Annotated in this window: 16 protein-coding genes; 3 read left to right on the forward strand and 13 right to left on the reverse strand. The window is 63.1% G+C overall.

Translation table 11 applies throughout. The features are described 5' to 3' along the window. Both MHX53_RS09300 and MHX53_RS09305 read right to left on the reverse strand, forming a co-directional pair. A partial coding sequence (locus MHX53_RS09300) for a DNA topoisomerase (protein WP_239272407.1) occupies positions 1-653 on the reverse strand: 653 nt, incomplete at its 3' end. 66 nt (positions 654-719) lie between these two features. After that, positions 720-2303, reverse strand: a complete 1584-nt coding sequence (locus MHX53_RS09305; RefSeq protein ID WP_239272409.1) for a class I SAM-dependent methyltransferase — start codon at positions 2301-2303, stop codon at positions 720-722. 73 nt (positions 2304-2376) lie between these two features. Here MHX53_RS09305 and MHX53_RS09310 point away from each other — a divergent pair, with 73 nt between their 5' ends. Further along, the gene (locus MHX53_RS09310; protein ID WP_239272411.1) at positions 2377-4656 is read left to right on the forward strand and encodes a DEAD/DEAH box helicase; all 2280 of its coding nucleotides are present in this window, start codon (positions 2377-2379) and stop codon (positions 4654-4656) included. Positions 4657-4889: 233 nt separating this feature from the next. Here the strand turns inward: MHX53_RS09310 and MHX53_RS09315 are convergent, their stop codons facing one another. The 9 genes from MHX53_RS09315 to MHX53_RS09355 all read right to left on the reverse strand — a co-directional run bounded on the left by MHX53_RS09315 (position 4890) and on the right by MHX53_RS09355 (position 15759). Next, complete coding sequence (locus MHX53_RS09315; protein WP_239272413.1) at positions 4890-7274, reverse strand: HNH endonuclease signature motif containing protein; 2385 nt, start codon at positions 7272-7274, stop codon at positions 4890-4892. A gap of 286 nt (positions 7275-7560) precedes the next feature. Beyond that, a complete protein-coding gene (locus tag MHX53_RS09320) occupies positions 7561-8016 on the reverse strand; it encodes an Rv3654c family TadE-like protein (RefSeq protein ID WP_239272415.1) in 456 nt (151 codons plus the stop codon). Next, positions 7994-8335 carry a TadE family type IV pilus minor pilin gene (locus MHX53_RS11830; protein WP_204515423.1) on the reverse strand — a complete coding sequence of 114 codons (342 nt, stop codon included), beginning with the start codon at positions 8333-8335 and terminating at the stop codon, positions 7994-7996. The genes MHX53_RS09320 and MHX53_RS11830 overlap by 23 nt, the downstream gene beginning before the upstream one ends. Positions 8336-8526: 191 nt before the next feature. Then, positions 8527-8712 carry a DUF4244 domain-containing protein gene (locus MHX53_RS09330; RefSeq protein ID WP_102238411.1) on the reverse strand — a complete coding sequence of 62 codons (186 nt, stop codon included), beginning with the start codon at positions 8710-8712 and terminating at the stop codon, positions 8527-8529. Positions 8713-8881: 169 nt separating this feature from the next. After that, complete coding sequence (locus tag MHX53_RS09335; protein WP_239272417.1) at positions 8882-9538, reverse strand: type II secretion system F family protein; 657 nt, start codon at positions 9536-9538, stop codon at positions 8882-8884. A gap of 11 nt (positions 9539-9549) precedes the next feature. Next, positions 9550-10365, reverse strand: coding sequence for a type II secretion system F family protein (locus MHX53_RS11835; RefSeq protein ID WP_239272419.1), 816 nt, complete (start codon positions 10363-10365; stop codon positions 9550-9552). A gap of 37 nt (positions 10366-10402) precedes the next feature. After that, positions 10403-11542, reverse strand: coding sequence for a TadA family conjugal transfer-associated ATPase (locus tag MHX53_RS09345; protein WP_204515421.1), 1140 nt, complete (start codon positions 11540-11542; stop codon positions 10403-10405). Positions 11543-11548: 6 nt separating this feature from the next. Continuing rightward, entirely contained in the window at positions 11549-12577 is a 1029-nt protein-coding gene (gene ssd, locus MHX53_RS09350) for a septum site-determining protein Ssd (RefSeq protein WP_239272421.1), read from the reverse strand. A gap of 215 nt (positions 12578-12792) precedes the next feature. Beyond that, entirely contained in the window at positions 12793-15759 is a 2967-nt protein-coding gene (locus MHX53_RS09355) for a hypothetical protein (protein WP_239272423.1), read from the reverse strand. A gap of 212 nt (positions 15760-15971) precedes the next feature. Between MHX53_RS09355 and acs the strand changes: the two genes are divergently transcribed. Beyond that, positions 15972-17900 carry an acetate--CoA ligase gene (gene acs, locus MHX53_RS09360; RefSeq protein ID WP_239272548.1) on the forward strand — a complete coding sequence of 643 codons (1929 nt, stop codon included), beginning with the start codon at positions 15972-15974 and terminating at the stop codon, positions 17898-17900. A 115-nt stretch (positions 17901-18015) separates the two neighbouring features. After that, a complete protein-coding gene (locus tag MHX53_RS09365; protein WP_239272425.1) occupies positions 18016-18423 on the forward strand; it encodes a phage holin family protein in 408 nt (135 codons plus the stop codon). A gap of 67 nt (positions 18424-18490) precedes the next feature. Here the strand turns inward: MHX53_RS09365 and MHX53_RS09370 are convergent, their stop codons facing one another. Further along, entirely contained in the window at positions 18491-19180 is a 690-nt protein-coding gene (locus MHX53_RS09370; protein WP_239272426.1) for a CoA pyrophosphatase, read from the reverse strand. Further along, complete coding sequence (nth, locus tag MHX53_RS09375) at positions 19173-19934, reverse strand: endonuclease III (protein WP_239272428.1); 762 nt, start codon at positions 19932-19934, stop codon at positions 19173-19175. The genes MHX53_RS09370 and nth overlap by 8 nt, the downstream gene beginning before the upstream one ends. Between the last annotated feature and the right edge of the window lie 115 nt (positions 19935-20049).

The raw sequence follows: 20049 nt of genomic DNA on the forward strand, positions 1-20049 counted from the left end.
GCGTCGGGCAGGGACAGTGCAAGGTCGAGGTCCCAGTAGTCGGCGGGGATGAACTTCATGCGTTCACGTTCACGCTCAACGACCAGGCGGGTGGCAACCGACTGCACGCGACCAGCGGACAGCCCGGCGCGGACCTTGCGCCACAGAACCGGCGATACTTCGTAACCGTATAGACGGTCGAGGATGCGGCGGGTTTCCTGGGCGTCGACGAGGTTGATGTCGAGTTCGCGCGTGTTTTCCAGTGCGCGGTTGATGGCTTCCGGGGTGATTTCGTGGAAGACCATGCGCTTGACGGGGATTTTTGGTTTGAGCACTTCGATGAGGTGCCATGCGATGGCTTCACCTTCGCGGTCCTCATCGGTTGCGAGGTAGAGTTCGTCGGCGTCCTTGAGGAGCTTCTTGAGTTCGGTGACCTTTTTCTTCTTGCCGGGGTCCACCCGGTAGTACGGGTCGAAGCCGTTGTCCACATCCACGGCGAACTTGCCGTAGGGGCCTTTTTTCATGTCGGCCGGGAGCTCTGACGGCTGGGGCAGGTCACGGATGTGGCCTACGGACGCTTCCACATCGTAGCCGTCGCCCAGGTATCCAACGATTGTGCGGGCCTTTGTGGGTGACTCCACAATAACGAGGCGACGTGGCTGAGTGGTTGGCACGAGAGTCCTTTCTCACGCAAGTGTGTACGCGTCCACTTGAATGTAGCACTTGTGATGTGCGCGGTTTTATGAGTTGGGGTACAAGATACCACTGACAACCGCGTCACGAACCTGCGCTACGAGTTGCGACGCGAGCATATCAGGCTCCACGTCAAGCAACTGGGCGAGGGCGTGGGCCACTGCCCGCAAGGTGAGGCTACCGTCTGCGACTCCGATGCAACCGGCGAACGCGGTGTCTACGGTCATTTCGCGGGCGAACCCGGTTCCCACTTCGATGGTGATGGTTGTGGGGGATTCGTCGCCGGGGGTGAAGTGGCGGTGTTCGACAACGCCTTCGTTGCGGATGAACGCGGTGTCGAGCAGTTCGTTGTCGTCTGCCTGGTTGAGCCACTGGATGAGATCGAAGCGCACGTCGAGGAACTGCGCGATTCCGCCGGGGTTAGCGCCCAGCGGGCCGGGACGTGATTCGAAGTGGCGGATGGGGGCACCTGTTGCACCTTCGGCTTCCGCAGCCCGAGCCCGCACCTGGATCCACCCGAACGCGATCCGGGTGACGCCTCGGGAGGCGAAGTCGTCTAGCCACGCGGCCGTGTCTGCGTTCCAGCGGGAGCTGCCGGGCACCACTCCCCCGTCGCGGATCCACGTTTCAGCGTAGTGGGCGGGGGTGAGTTGTTCGCGTTCGATGACGCTGATGTCGACGGTGTTGGGGACCCAGTTGGTGGGGGCTTCGGTAGGGTCTGTGGGGTTTGCGGGGTCTTCGTTGGTGGCGGGCGTGATTTCCCAGTTGCCCAGCAGGCATGCCGTGCCCGAGGTGGTCAAGTGGTTTGGCAGCTGGGCGAGCAGCGTGCGCATGAGTTGGTCGCCGGTGTGGCCGCCGTCGCGATATTCCAGTGTGGCCGTGTGGCCTTGTGGGGTGATGACGAAGGGTGGGTTGGAGACGATGAGGTCGAATTGTTCTGGGGTGGGTTCGAAGAGGGAGCCTTGGCGGGTTTCGATGTTGTGTGCCCCGTTGAGCGTGGCGTTGGCGCGGGTGAAGGCGAGCGCGCGGGATGAGATGTCGGTGGCGATGACGTGGTCGCAGTGGCGGGCCAGCGCGACGGCTTGGATGCCGCACCCGGTACCGAAGTCAAGCGCGGTGCGCACGGGGGTGCGCGGGGTGATGTTGAGGAGGGTGCGCCCGGCACCGCCCACGCCCAGCACGAAGTCACCGGCGACGGGTTCGTCGCGGGTGAGGGTGCCGTGGTCGGAGAAGAGCCAGATGTGGTCTGGGGTGCTGTCAGGGGCGGGTTCGTCTGCCTGGTCGCTTAGGCCCGGTGGCACTTCGACGGCGCGCAGGGCGAAGGGGGCGTGTATGGTCCCGGCGCGTTCGAGTAGAGCACCGGCTTTGGTTGCCGTGTCGAAAAGGTGAGTGCCGAGGGAGGTGCGGACGACCTCGGCGTCCATGGTGGCCGCGCACACGAAAAGGTTCGCTAGCACCGAAAGCGGGTCCGTGCGACCGGTCAGGAACCAGCGGGCGGGGGCGGCGTTGTTGCGGGTGAGAGCGTCGTCGATGTCTGCGCCCCACAGTTCGCGCAGGCCGGTGGGGGTGAACTGGTGGTGGTGCAGGGCGTGACGCAGGGTGTTGCCGGTGGTCTGATCAATCGTGAGCACGGGCACTACTTTACGGGTCGGTTTGGGGTGCGGGCTACGGAGCTGTGTTTGGCGTGACGGCTAAGGTTGGGGTGTGCTGATTGATCTGGTGACTGCGTTTGGCGAGCGGGCTGACCGTGTGACGCATGCGCGCAGTTTTCCCGCGCGGGAGGCGCAGTTCGCGGATTGGCCGGAGTGGGTGAGTCCCGAGGTCGTGCACGCGTGGCAGGTCACGGGTATTGAGCGTCCGTGGCAGCACCAGGTGGAGGCGGCGCAGAGGGTGTGGAAGAACGATGATGTCGTCATCGCCACGGGCACGGCCAGTGGGAAGAGCCTGGGATTTTGGTTGCCGGTGACGCAGGCGGCGTTTGAGTGCCGGGATGCGTTGCCTACGAAGGTGGCGACGACTCTATATATTTCGCCCACGAAGGCGTTGGGGCACGATCAGTTGTCGAAGCTCGTGTCGTTGCCGTTGCAGGGGGTGCGAGCGGGCAGTTTCGATGGGGACACCTCGGAGGCCGACCGGCAGTGGGCCCAACAGCACGGCAACATCATTTTCACCAACCCCGATATGTTGCACCGCAGCATTCTGCCTGGTCATGAACGGTTTCGCCGGTGGTTTAAAAACTTGCGGTTTGTGGTTGTTGACGAGGCGCACAGGTACCGAGGCGTGTTCGGGTCGCATGTGGCGTTGGTGTTGCGCCGGTTGTTGCGAGTGGCGGCGTTATATGGGGCGCGACCGGTAGTGGTGGGGGCGTCTGCGACGATGGCTGACCCGGCCAGCGCGTTTGGCCGGTTTACTGGCCGGGAGGCGTATGCGGTGACGGAGGATACGTCACCTAAGGCTGCGGGCACGTTTCTTTTGTGGGAGCCGCCGTTGGTGGCTGGTGAGGAGGCGCAACGCCGGTCGACGATCAGTGAGGCCACGAGCATGTTGGTAGATACGACGTGCGCGGGAGTTCGGTCGATTGCGTTCATTGCGTCGCGCGCGGGGGTCGAGGCGCTGGCGGACTCGGTACGTAGCCAGGTGGAGCGGATAGCGCCGGAGTTGACCACCTCGGTCGCGGCCTACCGGGGCGGGTACTTGCCGGAGGAGCGCCGGGCTTTGGAGACGGGCCTGCGCGGGGGCAAGTTGCGGACGGTGGCGTCGACGAGCGCGCTGGAGTTGGGGATCGACATCAGCGGGTTGGACGTGGTGGTGATCGCAGGCTGGCCGGGCACGTTGGCGTCGTTGTGGCAGCAGGCCGGGCGCGCGGGCCGGGCGGGGAACGAGTGGTTGGCGGTGTTGATCGCGCGGGATGACCCGTTGGATACGTTTGTGGTGCATAACCCGGAGCATGTGTTTGACGCCCCGGTTGAGGCGGGGGTGATTCATCCGGAGAACCCGTATGTGGTGGCGGGGCATTTGTTGGCGGCGGCTGCCGAGGAGCCGTTGACGGAGGATGACTGCCGGTTGTGGTTTGGCGAGCGGGCCGTTGAGGTGGCGCGCGAGTTGGCCGAGGCGAAGTATTTGCGTGCGCGTCCCACGGGGTGGTTTTGGGCGAAGGCGGAGTCTGCGGCGGCGTTGACGGATATTCGCGGGTCTGGTGGCGCGCAGGTGCGGTTGGTGGATCAGGCGACGGGGATGTTGTTGGGCACGGTGGATGATGCGGCTGCGCCCCGGCAGAGTTTCCCGGGTGCGGTGTATGTGCATCAGGGCGAGACGTTTTCGGTGTTGGAGTTGGATTTGGCCGAGCGGGTGGCGTTGGTCGCACCCGCGACGGTGGATTACACGACACAGGCGAGGTCGGTGACGGAGATTCGCGTGGTGGGCACCGACGGGTCGCGTGGGCTGCCCAGTGGGTGTCGGGTGTTTCATGGGGCTGTTGAGGTGACGACCCAGGTGACGGGGTACATCATGCGGCAGAACGGCACGGGCGTGGTGTTGGGTGAGCGGCCCTTGGATTTGCCGGCGCAGACGTTGCGCACGCATGCGGTGTGGTGGACCGCGCCGGATTCGGTGGTGGATGACGCCGAGGTGGTTGCCGGTGATCTGCCCGGCGCTGTCCACGCGGCCGAGCATGCATCGATTGGGCTGTTGCCATTGTTCGCCGGTTGTGACCGGTGGGACATTGGCGGGGTTTCTACCGCCCGGCACGCCGACACCGGGCAGGCGACCGTGTTTGTGTATGACGGTCAGTCCGGCGGTGCGGGGTTTGCCGAGCGTGGCTTTGAGGTTTTTGGGGAGTGGCAACAGGCCACGCTGGATGCGATTGACGCCTGCGAGTGCGTTGCTGGCTGTCCATCCTGTGTGCAGAGCCCCAAGTGTGGCAACGGCAACGAACCTCTTGATAAGGACGCGGCGCTGCGGTTGCTGCGAGAGGTGCTGGGGTAAGTTTTGAGGCCAGACGAGCCGTCGCAACATCAGCCGGTTCCCTAGCCTGGCCTTTTCTCAGAACGACGGGAGGTCACCAACCCGGCTTCTACTAAGGTCAGAACGTCTGAACGGTGGCGCGTCACCAACCAGTTCTACCGACCTCGGATTCCCCTACCAAGGTCCTTCAAATCCCCCCCCCCAGCTGGTGACGCCCTACTGAGGCAAACACTTTCCTAAGGAAAACTGTCTTCTCAGAACGGTGGCGCATCGCCGACCAGCTCTCCCGGCACCGGCGCATACTCCCAGACGGACCTCTCGTCACACCTAGCTTTGCCTTCCCGGGGTGTCCTCGATTGGCCAGCAGGCTTCCGTCCTGCACCCTCAGCAGATCTTCCTACCCCAGGGTTTACCCCGTCGTCTGCCGACTCATCTACCTCTTCTGTCACGACTGGCTTGGTGATTTCTTCCTGCGTCACGAATTGCTTCGAAGCCGCAACCCCCGCTTTTGCATGTTCAGCGTCCAGAAAGCCATTCACCGAGCGACTCACATCCAACTTCCCCGCGTCGAAGAACTGGACCAACTGCTCGTACTGCTCCTGATTAATTCTGGACTCCGGCGGATACACCAGCGTCGTGCCGATCCGCGGGAACTCAACCGCCAGTCCTCCGTCGTCACGTGTGGTGATGCTGATGCGCCTGTTGGTTTTCTCCTGGTGGTGCTTCTTACACAACGGGTGCAGGTTCTCCAACACGGTTTGCCCGCCACGCTTAGGGTCCGCGTGGTTGAACGGCTCTATGTGGTCTTTTTCGCACACCCGAGCCGGCACCGGACACCATAGCACCGAGCACATCACTGACCGAGCTTCAATCACGCGCTTGAGTGGCGCTGTCACGCGATACTTTGTTGGGGTTGTTTGAAGCACGACACCAGTGTCTGGATCGGTAAACATCCGATACACCCACGTTGCCCGGGAGATCAGTTCATCAGCGGTCTGGTCATCAATCGGAGTCCGGTTGTTCACCATCGCGGGCACGTTCAGGCGTTCCCGTACCAAAACTGGGCGAGCCATATTCCCGTCATTTTCGCGCGTCGCAGTCTCGTGCGAATCACTCTCTTCTGGAGGCCTCGCACCTTGCGCGCTTTCATTTGGCGGGTCTCCAACTGGAGTAACTCCGCTTAAACCGTTTTCATCCGGAGGATCTTCACCTTGTGGTTTACCGTCTGCGTTCATTCCGGCTGGTTGCTGTACACCCGGCGGTTCACCGCCCGGATCTGTTCCTCCCGGGGACCGATCTTCCGAAGCCCAACCGTCACCACCAGGCATCTTCACGCCATTAGCTTCCAGATCCAGCTCAATGAGTCCCGGCATTTGATCTTTGAGGAAGTGGAGCACGGGGACCGTGACGTTGATGTTGGCCTGAGCTTTTAACCATTCCTCGTTGATTGGCATGGAGATGCACAGTTCCATTTCATACACGCGCTGCGCATTGTTGGCTTCCCATTTGTCATTAAACACAGGAACGCTACTTAGCCCCTTGGCTCCTTCACCTGCAACGTCAACGCTTTCGTCATGCTCCACGCTGGCCGGTTTCCGTTGCCCCGTGGATACAACTTTTGCGCGTACTTCAGTACTGGGAATAGCTCCGACTGCCATGTCGAACAAGAGTTGATCCATCAACCGGTCGTCGTCGATTTCCACGTCACCCAGGTCACCGACCCGGAGTTTAACCTTTTCACCAGATTCGCCGGGGACAAGAATTTCGCGGTCTTTATCCGAAAGCGTGGCGATGAACGGGTCGATATCGTTTTTCTTAACCGCCCGCGCGCAACCACTTAAACGCGCGAAGTACGCGTGCATAACCAGGGTTGGGCCGGTCATCGTCACCGTGGACGTACCGTCGCCGTTGTCCCAGTACCGCACGCACCGGTTTCGCACCGCGTCTTCATTTCGGCTCTTTGGGGTGGTCAGCATCGCAATGATCTCATTGACGTGTTTTCTAAACGTTTTGAAGGTCACGTCCAGTCGCCGTGACGTGAGTAGCTCATCAAACTGTGGAACACAGATCCCCAAGTGCGACAACCTTCGGGCGACATATGACACCCGGTCGTATCCGACAACACCGGCTTTCGCCAACGCCCACAGCTTGGGCATGAACAGCGCGCCTGTCACCACCCGGCGAGCCTCAGTGACCACCTGCGGTCCAGTGCAGTCCATGAACTGCGAAAGCACTCCCACCGTTGGGGAAGGCAAAGAGTCCAGCAACCGTTCCACGTCTTTTACGGAAACCACACCGCCACTCGGCCTAGGCACGCACACGACAGTGTCATCAATCGACACCCTGGGTGCCTGTTCGCGCACTTGGCCAAACGCATCTACCCGAGTTTCACCAGCGAAACTGGGCACCTTCCCGACGACAGTCGGAGCCGCGCCCGCCTCGGCATCGAAAACTGTACGTAGCTCCGATGAGTCATCCGGCATTGGGTCGAGGTGAGCAACTATCACAGACACCAAGGCCTCGGCGCGCTTAATGGTCGCGTCATTGACCTCGCGCTCAACTTGCCCGAAAGCCTCAAACACAGCATCGCTGGGTTCGCAGTAAAGGTCTACGTCTTCTTCTAAGCCTGGGTTAAGCATCGTTGCTCACCTCCTTCGTGGTTCAATCTTACCACTATTAGAACACATATTCAATATCTAGATCAACATTTGTTTATGACTATTCGATATCTGTTCGACTTACGCGCGATAGGAGCTAAATCGGTCGAACCCTAGAAGACCGGCGCCGAGGTGGTTAAAAGCTCCGCGCGCAATCGGCGCCGATCCCCTAGGTGCCCCCTAGCTTCGAAGTGTGCAAACACCCGCGCTCGGCAGTCCCTTAGACAACCACCGTCGTCTCTCGCGCGACCGAAGAAACACCACGTCTTCAGTTCCCCTGTGGGTTTCCCGCAACCGCGGTCACCTTGATGGCCTTGAGCGGTTTGGGCATATCAGCCCTCACTTCCACCTTCACAGTGCCCAGGTCCGTGCGTGCAACGCAGTCGACCATCTCGAGGTCTTCACGTTTCACCATCTCCTTGGCCACCTGGCACGGCTCGCCGGGCACCTTGCCGCGCACCGCATCAGCCGCACCCAACGCCGCCAGGTCCGCGGTCCCCTCGGCATGCGCTTTGATCAACGCACTTCGCGCAGCGAACCCCACCGCGCCCATCAGCACCAACGCAAACGCCGTCAGCGCTACGGCCATCACGGTCGCGGTCCCCCGCTCACGCAAACCCCGCTCACGCAAACCGCTCTCTCGCCTCACAGAACGCGCTCTCCACATTCCCGCCACAGAACGCAAACCACCCACCTCGGGCTTAATGCCCATCGAGCGAACCATGGCTTTCACCTTCCGTCCGTGCCTCGGCTGACGCTTCAACTTCCTTCATCACCGGATGCAACGCTTTGGGTAACGTAGTTTTCACATGCACCTTCGCGTACCCTCCACCCTGCGACACGGTCACGGTCGAACCCGGCCCAGCCTTACGCTTAGCCGCCTTCTCAATGTCTTGCGAGGGCTCACCTCGGGCCGCTTCCCTGGCGCCCGCCCGAGCCGCCTCGTACACCCGCACCTGCGCAATTCCAATGACGCCCGCACCCACCACGAGGATCAGCACCAACACCAACGCAGGAAGCACCACAGCGAACTCAGCAGTCACCGTGCCACGTTCACTGCTCCGCACCTTTGCCCTGCGTTGGCCAGAGCCTGTCCTACGCTCACCCGACACACCCCTGCGATCACCAAGCACACCGCCCGATGCCACAGCCTCGTGCCCGCCGAACCCAGCACAGCACCCAATATGCTTAACCCATTCCTGCACCGATCCTCGCAGTGGGACGAGCCATCGCATTACTGCCCCATTCCCAATGCGGTTTGCATGAGGTTGAGCAGAATGTTGTTGATCGGTTCACTCTTGAGCAACACCACCAGCAACGCCGCGAAGCCACACGCAGCTAACGTCGTAATCGCGTATTCAGCTGTGGTCGCCCCGGTTTCGTCACGCAGGTCAACGCGCATGATTTCTTTCGACTCCATCGTCTTTCCTTTCTCTTTGTGTGCGATGGACTTTGAGCGTCTCGCACCGCACTCCCCCTCAGAAAGAGCCCCATTCGCAACTGTGGAAAACGCCATTTCTTCCACATGCCGCGGGCCACTCCAACGCGTGCAGTATCCACAGGCCATGCACCCCACAACCGCCCAACACTCACCGCACGAAAATCGCCGACATATCGCCCACCAGCGTGATCACCACCGGCACCACACCCGTGAGAATCACCGACGGCAAAACGCACACTCCCAACGGAATGACCAGGTGAACGCCCAGTTTCGCCGCCGCCATCTGTCGGCGCCTACGCTCTGCGCGCCGCATATCGGACGCCAATCCGGACAGTAGCGGCGCCAACGCCACCCCCGTCGACCTCGAAAACTCCACCAACGACACCACCGTGCGGTGCTCGGCCACAGAATCCTGCGTTCCCACGTACGCGTTATCCACAGACCCAAGTGCCAAAGAACGACCTAACCGCCCCAACCCCGACCGGTCCTGCGTAGCCCTCGCCGCCAACTCAAACGCCCGCGGAATCGGCAACCCCGCCCGCAGACAAATCGCCACCAAGTCCAGATCAAACGCCAACTGCTCCACTTGGCTCTCACCCAACGTGAGCTGTCCAAACGCCCACTTCCACACCCGCTTGAGCACACTGCCCCGGCGCACCCGCCTCGGCTGCGACAGTTGGCTCAACCTCCCAGACGACCTGGGCCACAACAGCCACACCACGCACCCGGCGCACGCCCCCGCAACAAGAACAGCCACTGGCCCCAGCGCTCCCGCACCCACCGGCGCAACACTCAACACAGCCACAACGCCCACCTCTACCTCGCTCCTGCCAACATGGACCGCATCCAGATCCGCCCCACAATCAACAGCACCAAACCACCACAAATGCTCAGCGCACCCGGCACTGACGTCACCAACTCCACCAAGTCAGCACCCACCAGCACCGCCAACCCCAACGACATAATCGGTAGCCAACTCAACACCATCACTGAGGAAATCGGCCCCGCCAACGCCACATCGCGCTCCCGCATCGCGTCCGCCCGATCCCTACACGTCGACGCATACGACGCCAGCATTTCGGCCGCCGGCGCACCCGCCTGCTCCGACACGAACCACACCGACGCCATCCCCGTCAGAATCCGCGCATCCTCATCACCCAGCTCACCGGCGTACATGCGCAACGCCTGATCCGGCTTCTCACCCAACTCCATGGCCCGCGCCACCTTGCGCAACACTCGCTCCGCGACCTCGTTATCCGGCAGATCCGCTACCAGCGTCATCGCCCGCGCTGGCTCAATCCCCACCTTCAACAACTGCACCGCCCGGTCAATCACCGCGATCATGGACGAATCCTCGCTCCCATCGACCGCACCCGCACCGTCGCCCCTTCCGCGCACCCGCATCACGAACGCGCGCACGCGGTCCCCGAAACGACCTCGGCCACCGCTCTCACCTCGGCCGGCCCCGCTCTCACCTCGGCCCCCGCTCAGAGTCCCAGCTCCCCGGCCAGCCCCACCAACACCGAAGATCCGGCGCACCCGCGCGCCCGCACCCGGCCCCATAAACAGCCACACCGCGGCCGCCACACTCAGCCCCGCACCAAACGCCACCAAAGCAAACACAACAATCACCCAGCCCTAGTCCTAGCCCCAGCCCTCGTCCCTACCTCTACTCCCGCAGCCGCGCAGCCAAATCCGCCCAGCCGGCACCTCGGCCACTGCCCAGCTCCCACGCCGGCACCGTCGACAGCACGCCCCGCTCCAACACCGGAACCGCCACCTGCGACACCACCCGGCCCCTGGGCCCCCGCGTCACATGCACAATCACGTCCAACGCCGTACTCACCTGCGACGTCACCGACTCCGGCGCCATCCCCGCCAACGCCCCCAGCGCCTCCAGACGGGCAGGCACCGCACTGGCCGCGTTCGCGTGAATCGTGGCGCACCCACCCTCGTGCCCCGTGTTCAAGGCGGTAAGCATGTCCCGCACCTCGGCCCCACGGCACTCCCCCACCACCAGCCGATCCGGCCTCATCCGCAAAGCGTTCTTCACCAAGTCAGCCATGGACACCTCACCCATGCCCTCCACGTTCGCCTGCCGCGCCGCCAACTGCACCACATGCGGATGCGCCACACTCAACTCCCGCGAATCCTCCACAACCAACAACCGCTGGCCCGGATCCACCTCGGCCAACAACGCCCCCAACAACGCCGTCTTCCCCGACCCCGTCCCACCAGAAATCAAGAAGTTCTTCCGCCGCTCCAACACGTGCAACAACAAGTCAGCCACGTCCGGCACCACCGTCCCCGACCCCACCAACTCACTCAACGTGAACCCCCGATGCCGCGGAATCCTAAACGACAACACCGTCACATCCCCCGACAACGGCGGGATCACCGCGTTCAACCGCACCCCGTCGGGCAACCGCACGTCCACCAGCGGCTGCGAGTCATCCAACCGCCGCCCGCCCAACGCCGCCAACCGCACCGCCAGCGCCCGCACATCCGCCTCGGTCCCCAACGACACCGGCACCCGGCACAACCCCTCACCGTGGTCCGCCCACACATCCCGCGGCCCGTTCACAAACACGTCCGTCGTCGACGCGTCGTCCAACAACGGCTGCAACGGCCCCGCCCCCGCCAACTGCGCGGAGATCTTCGCCACCAATTCCAGCACCGCCGCTGACCCCAAGACCCTCCCGGATCGCGCAAGCGCGCTCGCCACCGCCGAGGTGGTCACCGGCCCCGGATTTTCCAGCAAGTAGTCGCGGACCTCGGCTACGAGGTCGTCATCAAGCCACTCCTTCATGACCACTCACCGCTCCTCGGCATACACGTCGTCAAACAGGTAACTGGCGAACTTCGCCAGGTGCGTGCGCCCGCGAGGTAGCCCTTCACCTCTGTCGAGCTTCTCCCCCAGCGCCACATCGTCCCGGAACGTGCCCGCCAATTCCACGCCCACCGCTTTAGCCAGCAGATCCGCGTCCACCCCACCGCGCCCGCTTTCCCGCACCGCCACCCGGATCGACGAGTGGACCTGAGTGAGCCGACCCGCCACCGCCGCCGTTGCCACCGCGGCCCGCACCCGCCCCGGCGTCACCACCGTCATGCTGTGGCACGTGGCCGCCCACTCGATCGGCGCGTGCCTGGGCAGGTCGATCACCACGAAGTCGAAAGCCTGCTGCGACGCCGCGATCACCGCGTCGAACACACCCTCCGTAATGTGCGACGTGTCCGCTTCAAGCATGCGATCCCACGACAACACCGACAGGTTCCCCTGCCTGGGCAACGCATCCTGCAGCGTCGACGGCCGCAAACGCCCACGTGAGCTCGCCAACGCCGGCCATCGCAACCCCTCGATGTTTTCGCATCCCAGCACCACGTCGAGCCCACCGCCCAGCGCGTCCGCGTCGACCAGCACCGTAGACACTCCGGACTCCGCGCTCTGCCTGGCCACCGCGCACGCCAACACCGACGCACCCGCACCTCCCGTTCCCCCAATCACCCCGTGGGTGAGCGCCGGATTCCGAGGTGGTTCAACCGCCTGGATCATGCGTTGCGACAACCATTCGGCACCGGCGGGCAGCACCACCACGTTGTCCACCCCCAGCCGAGCCGCCGCCCGCCACACGTCATCCCCAGCGCCTTCGGCTCCCACCAGCACACTCGGGATTCCGGGGGTCGCGGGCGCGTGGGTGACGTCCTCGCCCACCAGAATGAGGACGGCGTTTTGCCACCCACCGCTGTCGGGGCTGCGGACTTCCAGCGTCACTCCCACCCCGTCGGCCAGCGCGGAACAATGTTCAATCAGACTTCGCACGTGCGTGAATAAAACTACTTGCATAGCTTCACTGTGTGACGCCGTGCCTTCGCTTTCTAGAGCCGGTCACACATCTGTGGAAAACCGAGGTGGCACCCACCGACTGTGTACATCAGTCGTAAGTCTGTGCCATGGAGTCGCGCACGCCCTGGCAATTCGCGGGCCGACCCCACCCGCGAGCGCACAAAAAAGCACCCGCACTGGGAGTTATCCACAGTGCAGGTGCTTCTAGTGCGTGTTTACGGAAGGATCACATCGGACACATTGTGCAAAATTCCTTCTTGCTGCGCACTGTTGTGCACAACGTATGACGTGCCGCGGTCCTCCTGTGCCAAGAACCACTCGCCAGGTGTCACCATGAACACGGTCTCGCCCGTGGTTTCGTCCACGGCCGGGCGCGGTTCCGGCACCGCAAACCAGAATGGCTCGGAAACCGGCGCCTGCGCCTCATTGCCCTGCTGTGGTTGCACGGCGTGTGCCAGCTGCGTCTCCTGGTCTTCCGGAGCCACATTGTGCGCCCCGTATCCGGCGTTTTGGCCAGCGTCCTGGCCGGCCGCGTGTCCGCCAGCCTGCCCAGCACCGTGACCATCCTGCCCAGCTACGTGTCCGCCAGCACGCTGGTCTCCCGACCCGTCCACCGGCTCGAAGCCCTGCTCCGAGTACTCATACGGGCGGAAGTACTGCGTTGGCTCGTTGTCATCGGCCACGCGAGACGCCGCGTCGCCGCGCGCATCGGGCTCGCGTGGTGCGTCATCTTGAGCGTTCGCTCCCGCGCCCGAGGTGTTCGCCACCTCATGCTCACGACCCGCCTCGGTTGGCGCTCCTGGCTTGGCCCATGGGTTCTGCGGTTGCGCATCCCCGGTAGCGCCCGTGGCACCTGCAGCGCCCGTCGTACCAGTAGCGTCCGAGGCTCCCGCCGCACCCGCAACACCGGCGACTCCTGCGGCCACACCTGCTCCGGCGACTCCCGTGGCAGCTCCGGTCGAACGCGATCCTGCGCCCTCTGCACCGTCTGCCTCAGAAGCGTCCTTGGGTTTTGCGGCGGCCTCAGACTGGTCAGCCTTCTGTGGCTCGTCTGCCTCCTGCGATGCGTCGGTGTTCTGTGACGCGTCGGTCTTGTGCGACTCGCCTACCGCACTACCCGAGGTCGCAGCACTCTGCGCCCACGGCCCACCTGGCTGGTCACTCGTCTGGTTTTCCTTGCCACCGGTCATGAATGCCTGTGTGGGCTGGTTCTGCGCGTAGCGAGGTTCCTTGGCGCTGTGACGGCCCAGGTACGCCTGCTCGTCATCAGAGGTGTAGAACGTGTCTTCGTCCTTCTGACCCTGGCCACTCTGACCCTTGTCGCCCTGGTCCTGCTGGCCGTGATCCCCTGGCTGGTTCGGCTGTCCGCCGTTCTGTGCCCACGGCTGGCTGGTCTGCTCGCCAGGCTGGCTCTGCTGTGCCCACGGCTGTCCCGGGGTTTCGCCCTGACCTGCGTGGCCATCGTACTGAGCCTGACCAGGCTGAGCTCCAGCGCTCTGGCTGTCGTTCTGTGGCGCAAACGCACCGTGCCCTGCACCGTATCCCGCGCCACCACCGGCAGTCATCTGCTGACCGCTGGGCTGTGCCCACGGCTGGCTAGGACCGGAAGCGGGCTGCGATGCCGACTCATCAGCACCAGCACCCGACTGCGAAGCCGGCTGCGAACCCTGACCGGGCGCGAACTCTGAACCTGGCTGCGAACCCTGCTCAGGTGCGAACTGTGAACCCGGCTGCGAACCAAAGCCACCGGCTGGCTGCGATCCGGCTTGCGCCTGACCCACACCGTGCGCCTGGCCTGCGCCCTGCTCCTGGCCCGTAATCCCCGGCTGAGCCACGTGAGCAACCTGAGCGTTCGGTCCACCTTGCGCGCCCACAACCGGCCCCTGTGCCGCACCACTCTTGCTGTACGGGCGAGCCTTGGGGTGCGCGTCTGTAGCCGCACGGTACGCGAACTCTTTACCAAACACCGGAATAACGGTCAGCGTTCCAGCTACAAAAACGATGATCGCGGCCAAGAAGCCAAACACTGACCCCACGTGGAAACTTACCGCCATCGTTGCGAGCCACACGAAGTTCATCGCGAACGCCACCGAGGCCAGCACCGAAATCAGCTGGTCTACGCTCAGCGATCCGATCAATCGAATGCTTCCCGTCAGCTTGTTCACCAAAGTGAGCACTGCGGCTGCCAAAATCGGCAGGAGTCCCAGCACCACGTACCCGATCGTCGAGGCCGACCACCGCTGCACGAACCATTCGGCGTTCCCCGAGATTCCCTGCACACGAAAGGCGTACCCCGGGGTGGCCAGCGCTACCAGCGCAAACAAACCAGCAACCAAAAGCAAAATGTCACGCAGGGTCAACGGCCCAATGAGACCTGCTCCCGGCGCCTTAGGTTTCTTGGGTCCCTTAGCCTTCTTGCCCACGGTCTCCGGCATAGGCACACCTGGGTTGGGACCACCGAAGCCACCTGCCTGTGGCGCACCACCAAAGCCACCTGCCTGCTGTGGCGCGCTACCGTATCCAGGCTGCTGCGGCGCGCTACCGTACCCGGGCTGACCGCCCTGTCCTGGGTTCGGCTGGCCCGGGTGCTGAGGAGCACTCCCGTAGCCAGCCTGTTGTGGCGCACTCCCGTAGCCAGCCTGCTGCGGCGCGCTACCGTATCCAGGTTGCTGAGGTGCTGAACCATAACCGGCTTCCTGAGGAGCAGACCCCTGAGCCTGCCATGCACCACCGTGCTCTCCACCGTGCTGCGGACCGGATCCCGAGGCGCCCCACGGGCTTCCGCCGCCCTGCTGACCAGGTGCCTGCTGACCGCCGGGGTAACCGCCCTGCTGGCTTCCGGCGTAGCCACTTTCCTGACCAGGTGCCGACTGACCGGCCTGCCCACCTGGGTACTGGCCGCCCGGCTGACCACCGTGCCCACCCGGCTGACCACTGTGCTGCCCCGGCTGACCGGCGTGCTGACCTGGCTGCCCACCCGGCTGACCGTACTGGCCACCTGAGTATGAAGCGTCGGGTGTACTACCTGGATTCTGTACCCCGCCAGGCTGCGCACCGGACTGCGGCTGGCCAGGGTGTGCTCCTGGCTGCGCTCCACCAGGTTGCCCACCTGGTTGCGGTACGCCAGGCTGCTGTCCGTGACCGGGTGCGCCCCACGGGGATGACGGGTTTGGATGACTCATACAGGGATACTCCTTAATCGGACGTTAAGTCTCATACTGTCAGAATTTGCGCGATCGCACTAAGAAAAGTTTCAAAAGTTTCGTTATATGGTGACTACTGACGCCCTCATTTGTCCGCATGTAGGGTGACTACGCAGGCCCCATTCACCTCAACGACGAAGGAGAAACCAGTGGCATCGAACAACGACGTTACGCAGAACAGCTCCAGCCTGATGGACGAAACCCGAACCTTCCTCCCTTCGCAACAGACCACCTCGGTCGCGAACGTCACCCAAGACGAATACCAACGCGCACAAGCAGACCGACTCAAGTTCTGGGAGGACAACGCACGCGAACTTGTGTCGTGGGACACGCCGTTCACCCAGGTCCTCGACTGGTCCAACCCGCCTTTTGCCAAGTGGTTCGCCGACGGCACCCTCAACGTCGCATACAACTGTCTTGACCGTCACGTGGAAGCCGGCAACGGCGACCGTGTCGCCATCCACTTCGAAGGCGAGCCCGGCGACTCCCGCTCCTACACCTACGCCCAGCTCACGGAAGAAGTCTGCAAGACCGCCAACGCGCTCGCTTCCCTGGGTGTCAAGAAGGGTGACCGGGTTGCGGTTTACCTTCCCATGATTCCCGAGGCGGTCATCACCATGCTTGCGTGCGCCCGCCTGGGTGCGGCGCACTCTGTGGTGTTTGGCGGGTTCTCGGCTGACGCTCTGCACTCCCGTATTGAAGACGCCCAGGCCGAGGTCGTCGTCACCGCTGATGGCGGGTTCCGTCGCGGGAAGCCTTCGAACCTCAAAGGCACGGTCGACGCCGCCCTGGACAAGTCGGAAACTTCCGTCAAGCACGTCCTGGTCGTCAAGCGCACAGGCGAAGACACCAACATGGTCCAGGGCCGCGACCAGTGGTTCCACGACGTTGTGGGCGACCAGCCCACCACCCACACCCCAGAATTCTTCGAAGCCGAAAATCCGCTCTTTGTCCTTTACACCTCGGGCACAACAGGCAAGCCCAAGGGAATCCTGCACACGTCCGGCGGATACCTCACGCAAGCCACGTACACCATGCGCGCCGTGTTCGACATCAAACCAGAGACCGACGTGTTCTGGTGTACGGCCGACATCGGCTGGATCACCGGCCACACCTACGTCACCTACGGCCCCCTGGCCGCGGGTGCCACCCAGGTGATCTACGAAGGCACCCCGGACGCTCCTCACCAAGGGCGCTGGTGGGAAATCGTCGAAAAGTACAAGGCCACGATCCTGTACGCAGCCCCAACCGCAATCCGCACCTTCATGAAGTGGGGCGAAGAGATCCCACAGAAGTACGACCTGTCCAGCCTGCGTCTGCTGGGCTCCGTGGGCGAACCCATCAACCCCGAAGCGTGGATGTGGTACCGCCGCGTCATTGGCCGTGACGAACTGCCCATCATGGACACGTGGTGGCAGACCGAAACCGGTGCGCACATGATCGCGCCTCTTCCTGGCGTCACCGCCCTGAAGCCCGGCTCAGCGCAAACCCCACTTCCCGGGATCACCGTGGAAGTCGTGGATGACAACGGCCAGAAGATCGGCCCCAACCAGGTGGGTCTGCTGGTCATCAAAGAACCGTGGCCTTCCATGGCGCGCACCGTCTACGGCGACCCTGAACGCTTCAAGGAAACCTACTGGTCACGTTTCGACGGCATGTACTTCGCCGGCGACGGAGCCCGCTACGACGAAGATGGCGACATCTGGTTCCTGGGTCGCGTCGACGACGTGATGAACGTATCCGGGCACCGCCTGTCCACCACGGAAATTGAATCCGCACTGGTCAGCCACCCATCGGTTGCCGAAGCCGCAGTCGTAGGCGCCACGGACGAAACCACCGGCCAGGCAGTTATCGGGTTCGTCATTCTGCGCGGTGGCGCACAAGACTCCGAATCGATCGAGCAGGAACTCCGCGCCCACGTGGGCCAAGAAATCGGCCCCATCGCCAAACCCAAGCGCGTGTACATCGTGGACGAACTCCCCAAGACACGCTCAGGGAAGATCGTGCGCCGACTCCTGAAGAACCTCGCCGAAAACCGCGAAGCCGGCGACGCCTCCACCCTGGCCGACGCCTCGGTCATGGACGCGATCGCAGCGTCGGTCAACCGCGACAAAAAGTAAACCCAGCATTCACCTTGGTTTCAGCACAAAATCAGGCGCGGTTTCACCTCGGGAGCAAATAGCGCATATCCTTGAAAAAGAAATTCGTAAGAAGCCTTCTGCAGGAGGACACTCCATGACCGAACGGTCCCTGTCTCAGCTCATCCGAGACATTAAGGATGACAGTCAAGCCCTAGCGCAAGAGGAAATCGCTCTAGCGAAGACCGAATCGCAGGCCGGTGCCAAGAACCTGGGAATCGGTGGCGGGCTCGCCGTTGCGGCCCTGTTCCTTCTGTTCCTGTCCAGCTTCATGGCAATTTTCGCCCTCTCCGCTGTTTTCCACGAGGTCGCGAACCTGCCTTGGTGGGCGAGCTTCCTGATCGTGTTCGGGATCCTTGTTGTCATTGCAGGAATCCTGGTGGGTGTGGCAATTCCGCTCTTCAAGAAGGGCAACCCCACGCCTACCGCTGCGATCGACCGCGGAAACTCTGTCAAGGACGCTATTCTGCGCGCCCTGAAGAACCCCACCGGCCCTCGTTACTGATACCAAACGGTGCAAAGCGAGCGTCACGACGCGTTGTAACGCGTCGTGACGCTCGCTTTGCGCTGTTTTACACGTCGATGTGCATGTAGGTGCGGTCCCATTCGGTGGCCCATCCCAGCTCGGTGAACGCAAAGTCCAACAGCCCGGCCGTAAAACCCCAGACCTGTAGCACACCCACGTCAAACACAGGCGACGTATACGCCCGATTCGCCGGATAAAACACTCCACGGTTCGCCGGCGCCACCAGATCCGCAACCGACACCCTATACACCCGCGTCGACTCCGCAGTATCAACCACCCTGACCGGCCCCGGCTGCGTCCACACACCCACCACGGGCGTCACGCTGTGCCGGCTCACGGGCACCGCAATCGGGTCGATCTGCGTCAGCACATCCACCGACCCAGGCTCCACCCCCACCTCTTCACGCGCCTCTCGCAACGCGGCAGCAACAGGCGACACGTCCTCGGGATCCTTCTTCCCACCGGGAAACGCCGGCTGCCCCGCGTGCTGACGCAAGGTCGCCGCACGCTGCAAAATCAGCACGTCCACATCCCCCACGCCGAGGTCGTCCAACCTGGCTACCTCCCGCTTACCTGCCAGCGTTCTGGGTTTCTGCCCGCGAGCGAACAGCATGAGGACCGCTGCGTCGCGTAACTCGGACCCGCCTCGGGCCAGGCGAGCGCCCAGCCAGTGCGGTTCGGTAATGGTGGTGGGCAGCGCGCTCAGCAGCGAGCGCAAGTGCGCGTCGTCAGTCAAAGTCCCACCCGCCTTCCGGGTACGTCAGGCCGTATGCGAACAGTGATGCGGCCGTTTGCTCGTCGAGCTCACCCTCACCGTAGCTGGGGCACAGGTTCGCGATTGGGCACGCGCCACACGCTGGCCTGCGCGCGTGGCAGATTCGGCGTCCCATGAAGATCAGCCGATGCGACACCAGGGTGAGGTCCCGCGGGTCATAGAGATCTTGTAGGTCCGCCTCGACTTTGAGCGGATCTGTGTTGGTGGTGAACCCCATGCGCCGGGCCAGGCGCCCCACGTGTGTGTCCACGGTGAGCCCCGGGGTGTCGAACGCATTGCCCAACACCACGTTCGCTGTCTTCACGCCCACACCTGGAAGCTTGACCAGTTCCTTTTGCGTGCGTGGCACCTCGCCTCCGTGGCGCTCAACCAACTGAATGGCCAGCGCGATAATGTTCGCCGCTTTAGACCGGAAGAAGCCCGTGGGCCGGATGATCGCCTCAACGTCTTCGCGCGTGGCCACGGCCAGCTCATGCGCACTGGGATAACGTGCGAACAGTTCCGGCGTCACTTGGTTAACCCTCACGTCCGTGGTCTGCGCCGACAACACCGTGGCAATGAGAAGCTCAAATGGGTTAGTGAAGTCGAGCTCCGCGCGTGCATCCGGGAATACCCGCGCCAGGATCCTGTCGATCTTGCGCGCTCGGCGTACCTTTGCCAAACGTGTTTCCTGGGCGAACTGGCGTCGCTTGCGGGCTGGGATGACTGACTTCATTCCTCCAGCTTATGCAATACGACACCGGAAGCAGAGAAAGAAACAGACAAGGGATCACAGGCAAGGACGTGAGCCTGAGTTGTACGCCTCAAGCGAACGTCGTTTAAAAGAAAAC

The organism is Brevibacterium sp. ACRRH (assembly GCF_022346365.1).
Lineage (GTDB): Bacteria > Actinomycetota > Actinomycetes > Actinomycetales > Brevibacteriaceae > Brevibacterium > Brevibacterium paucivorans.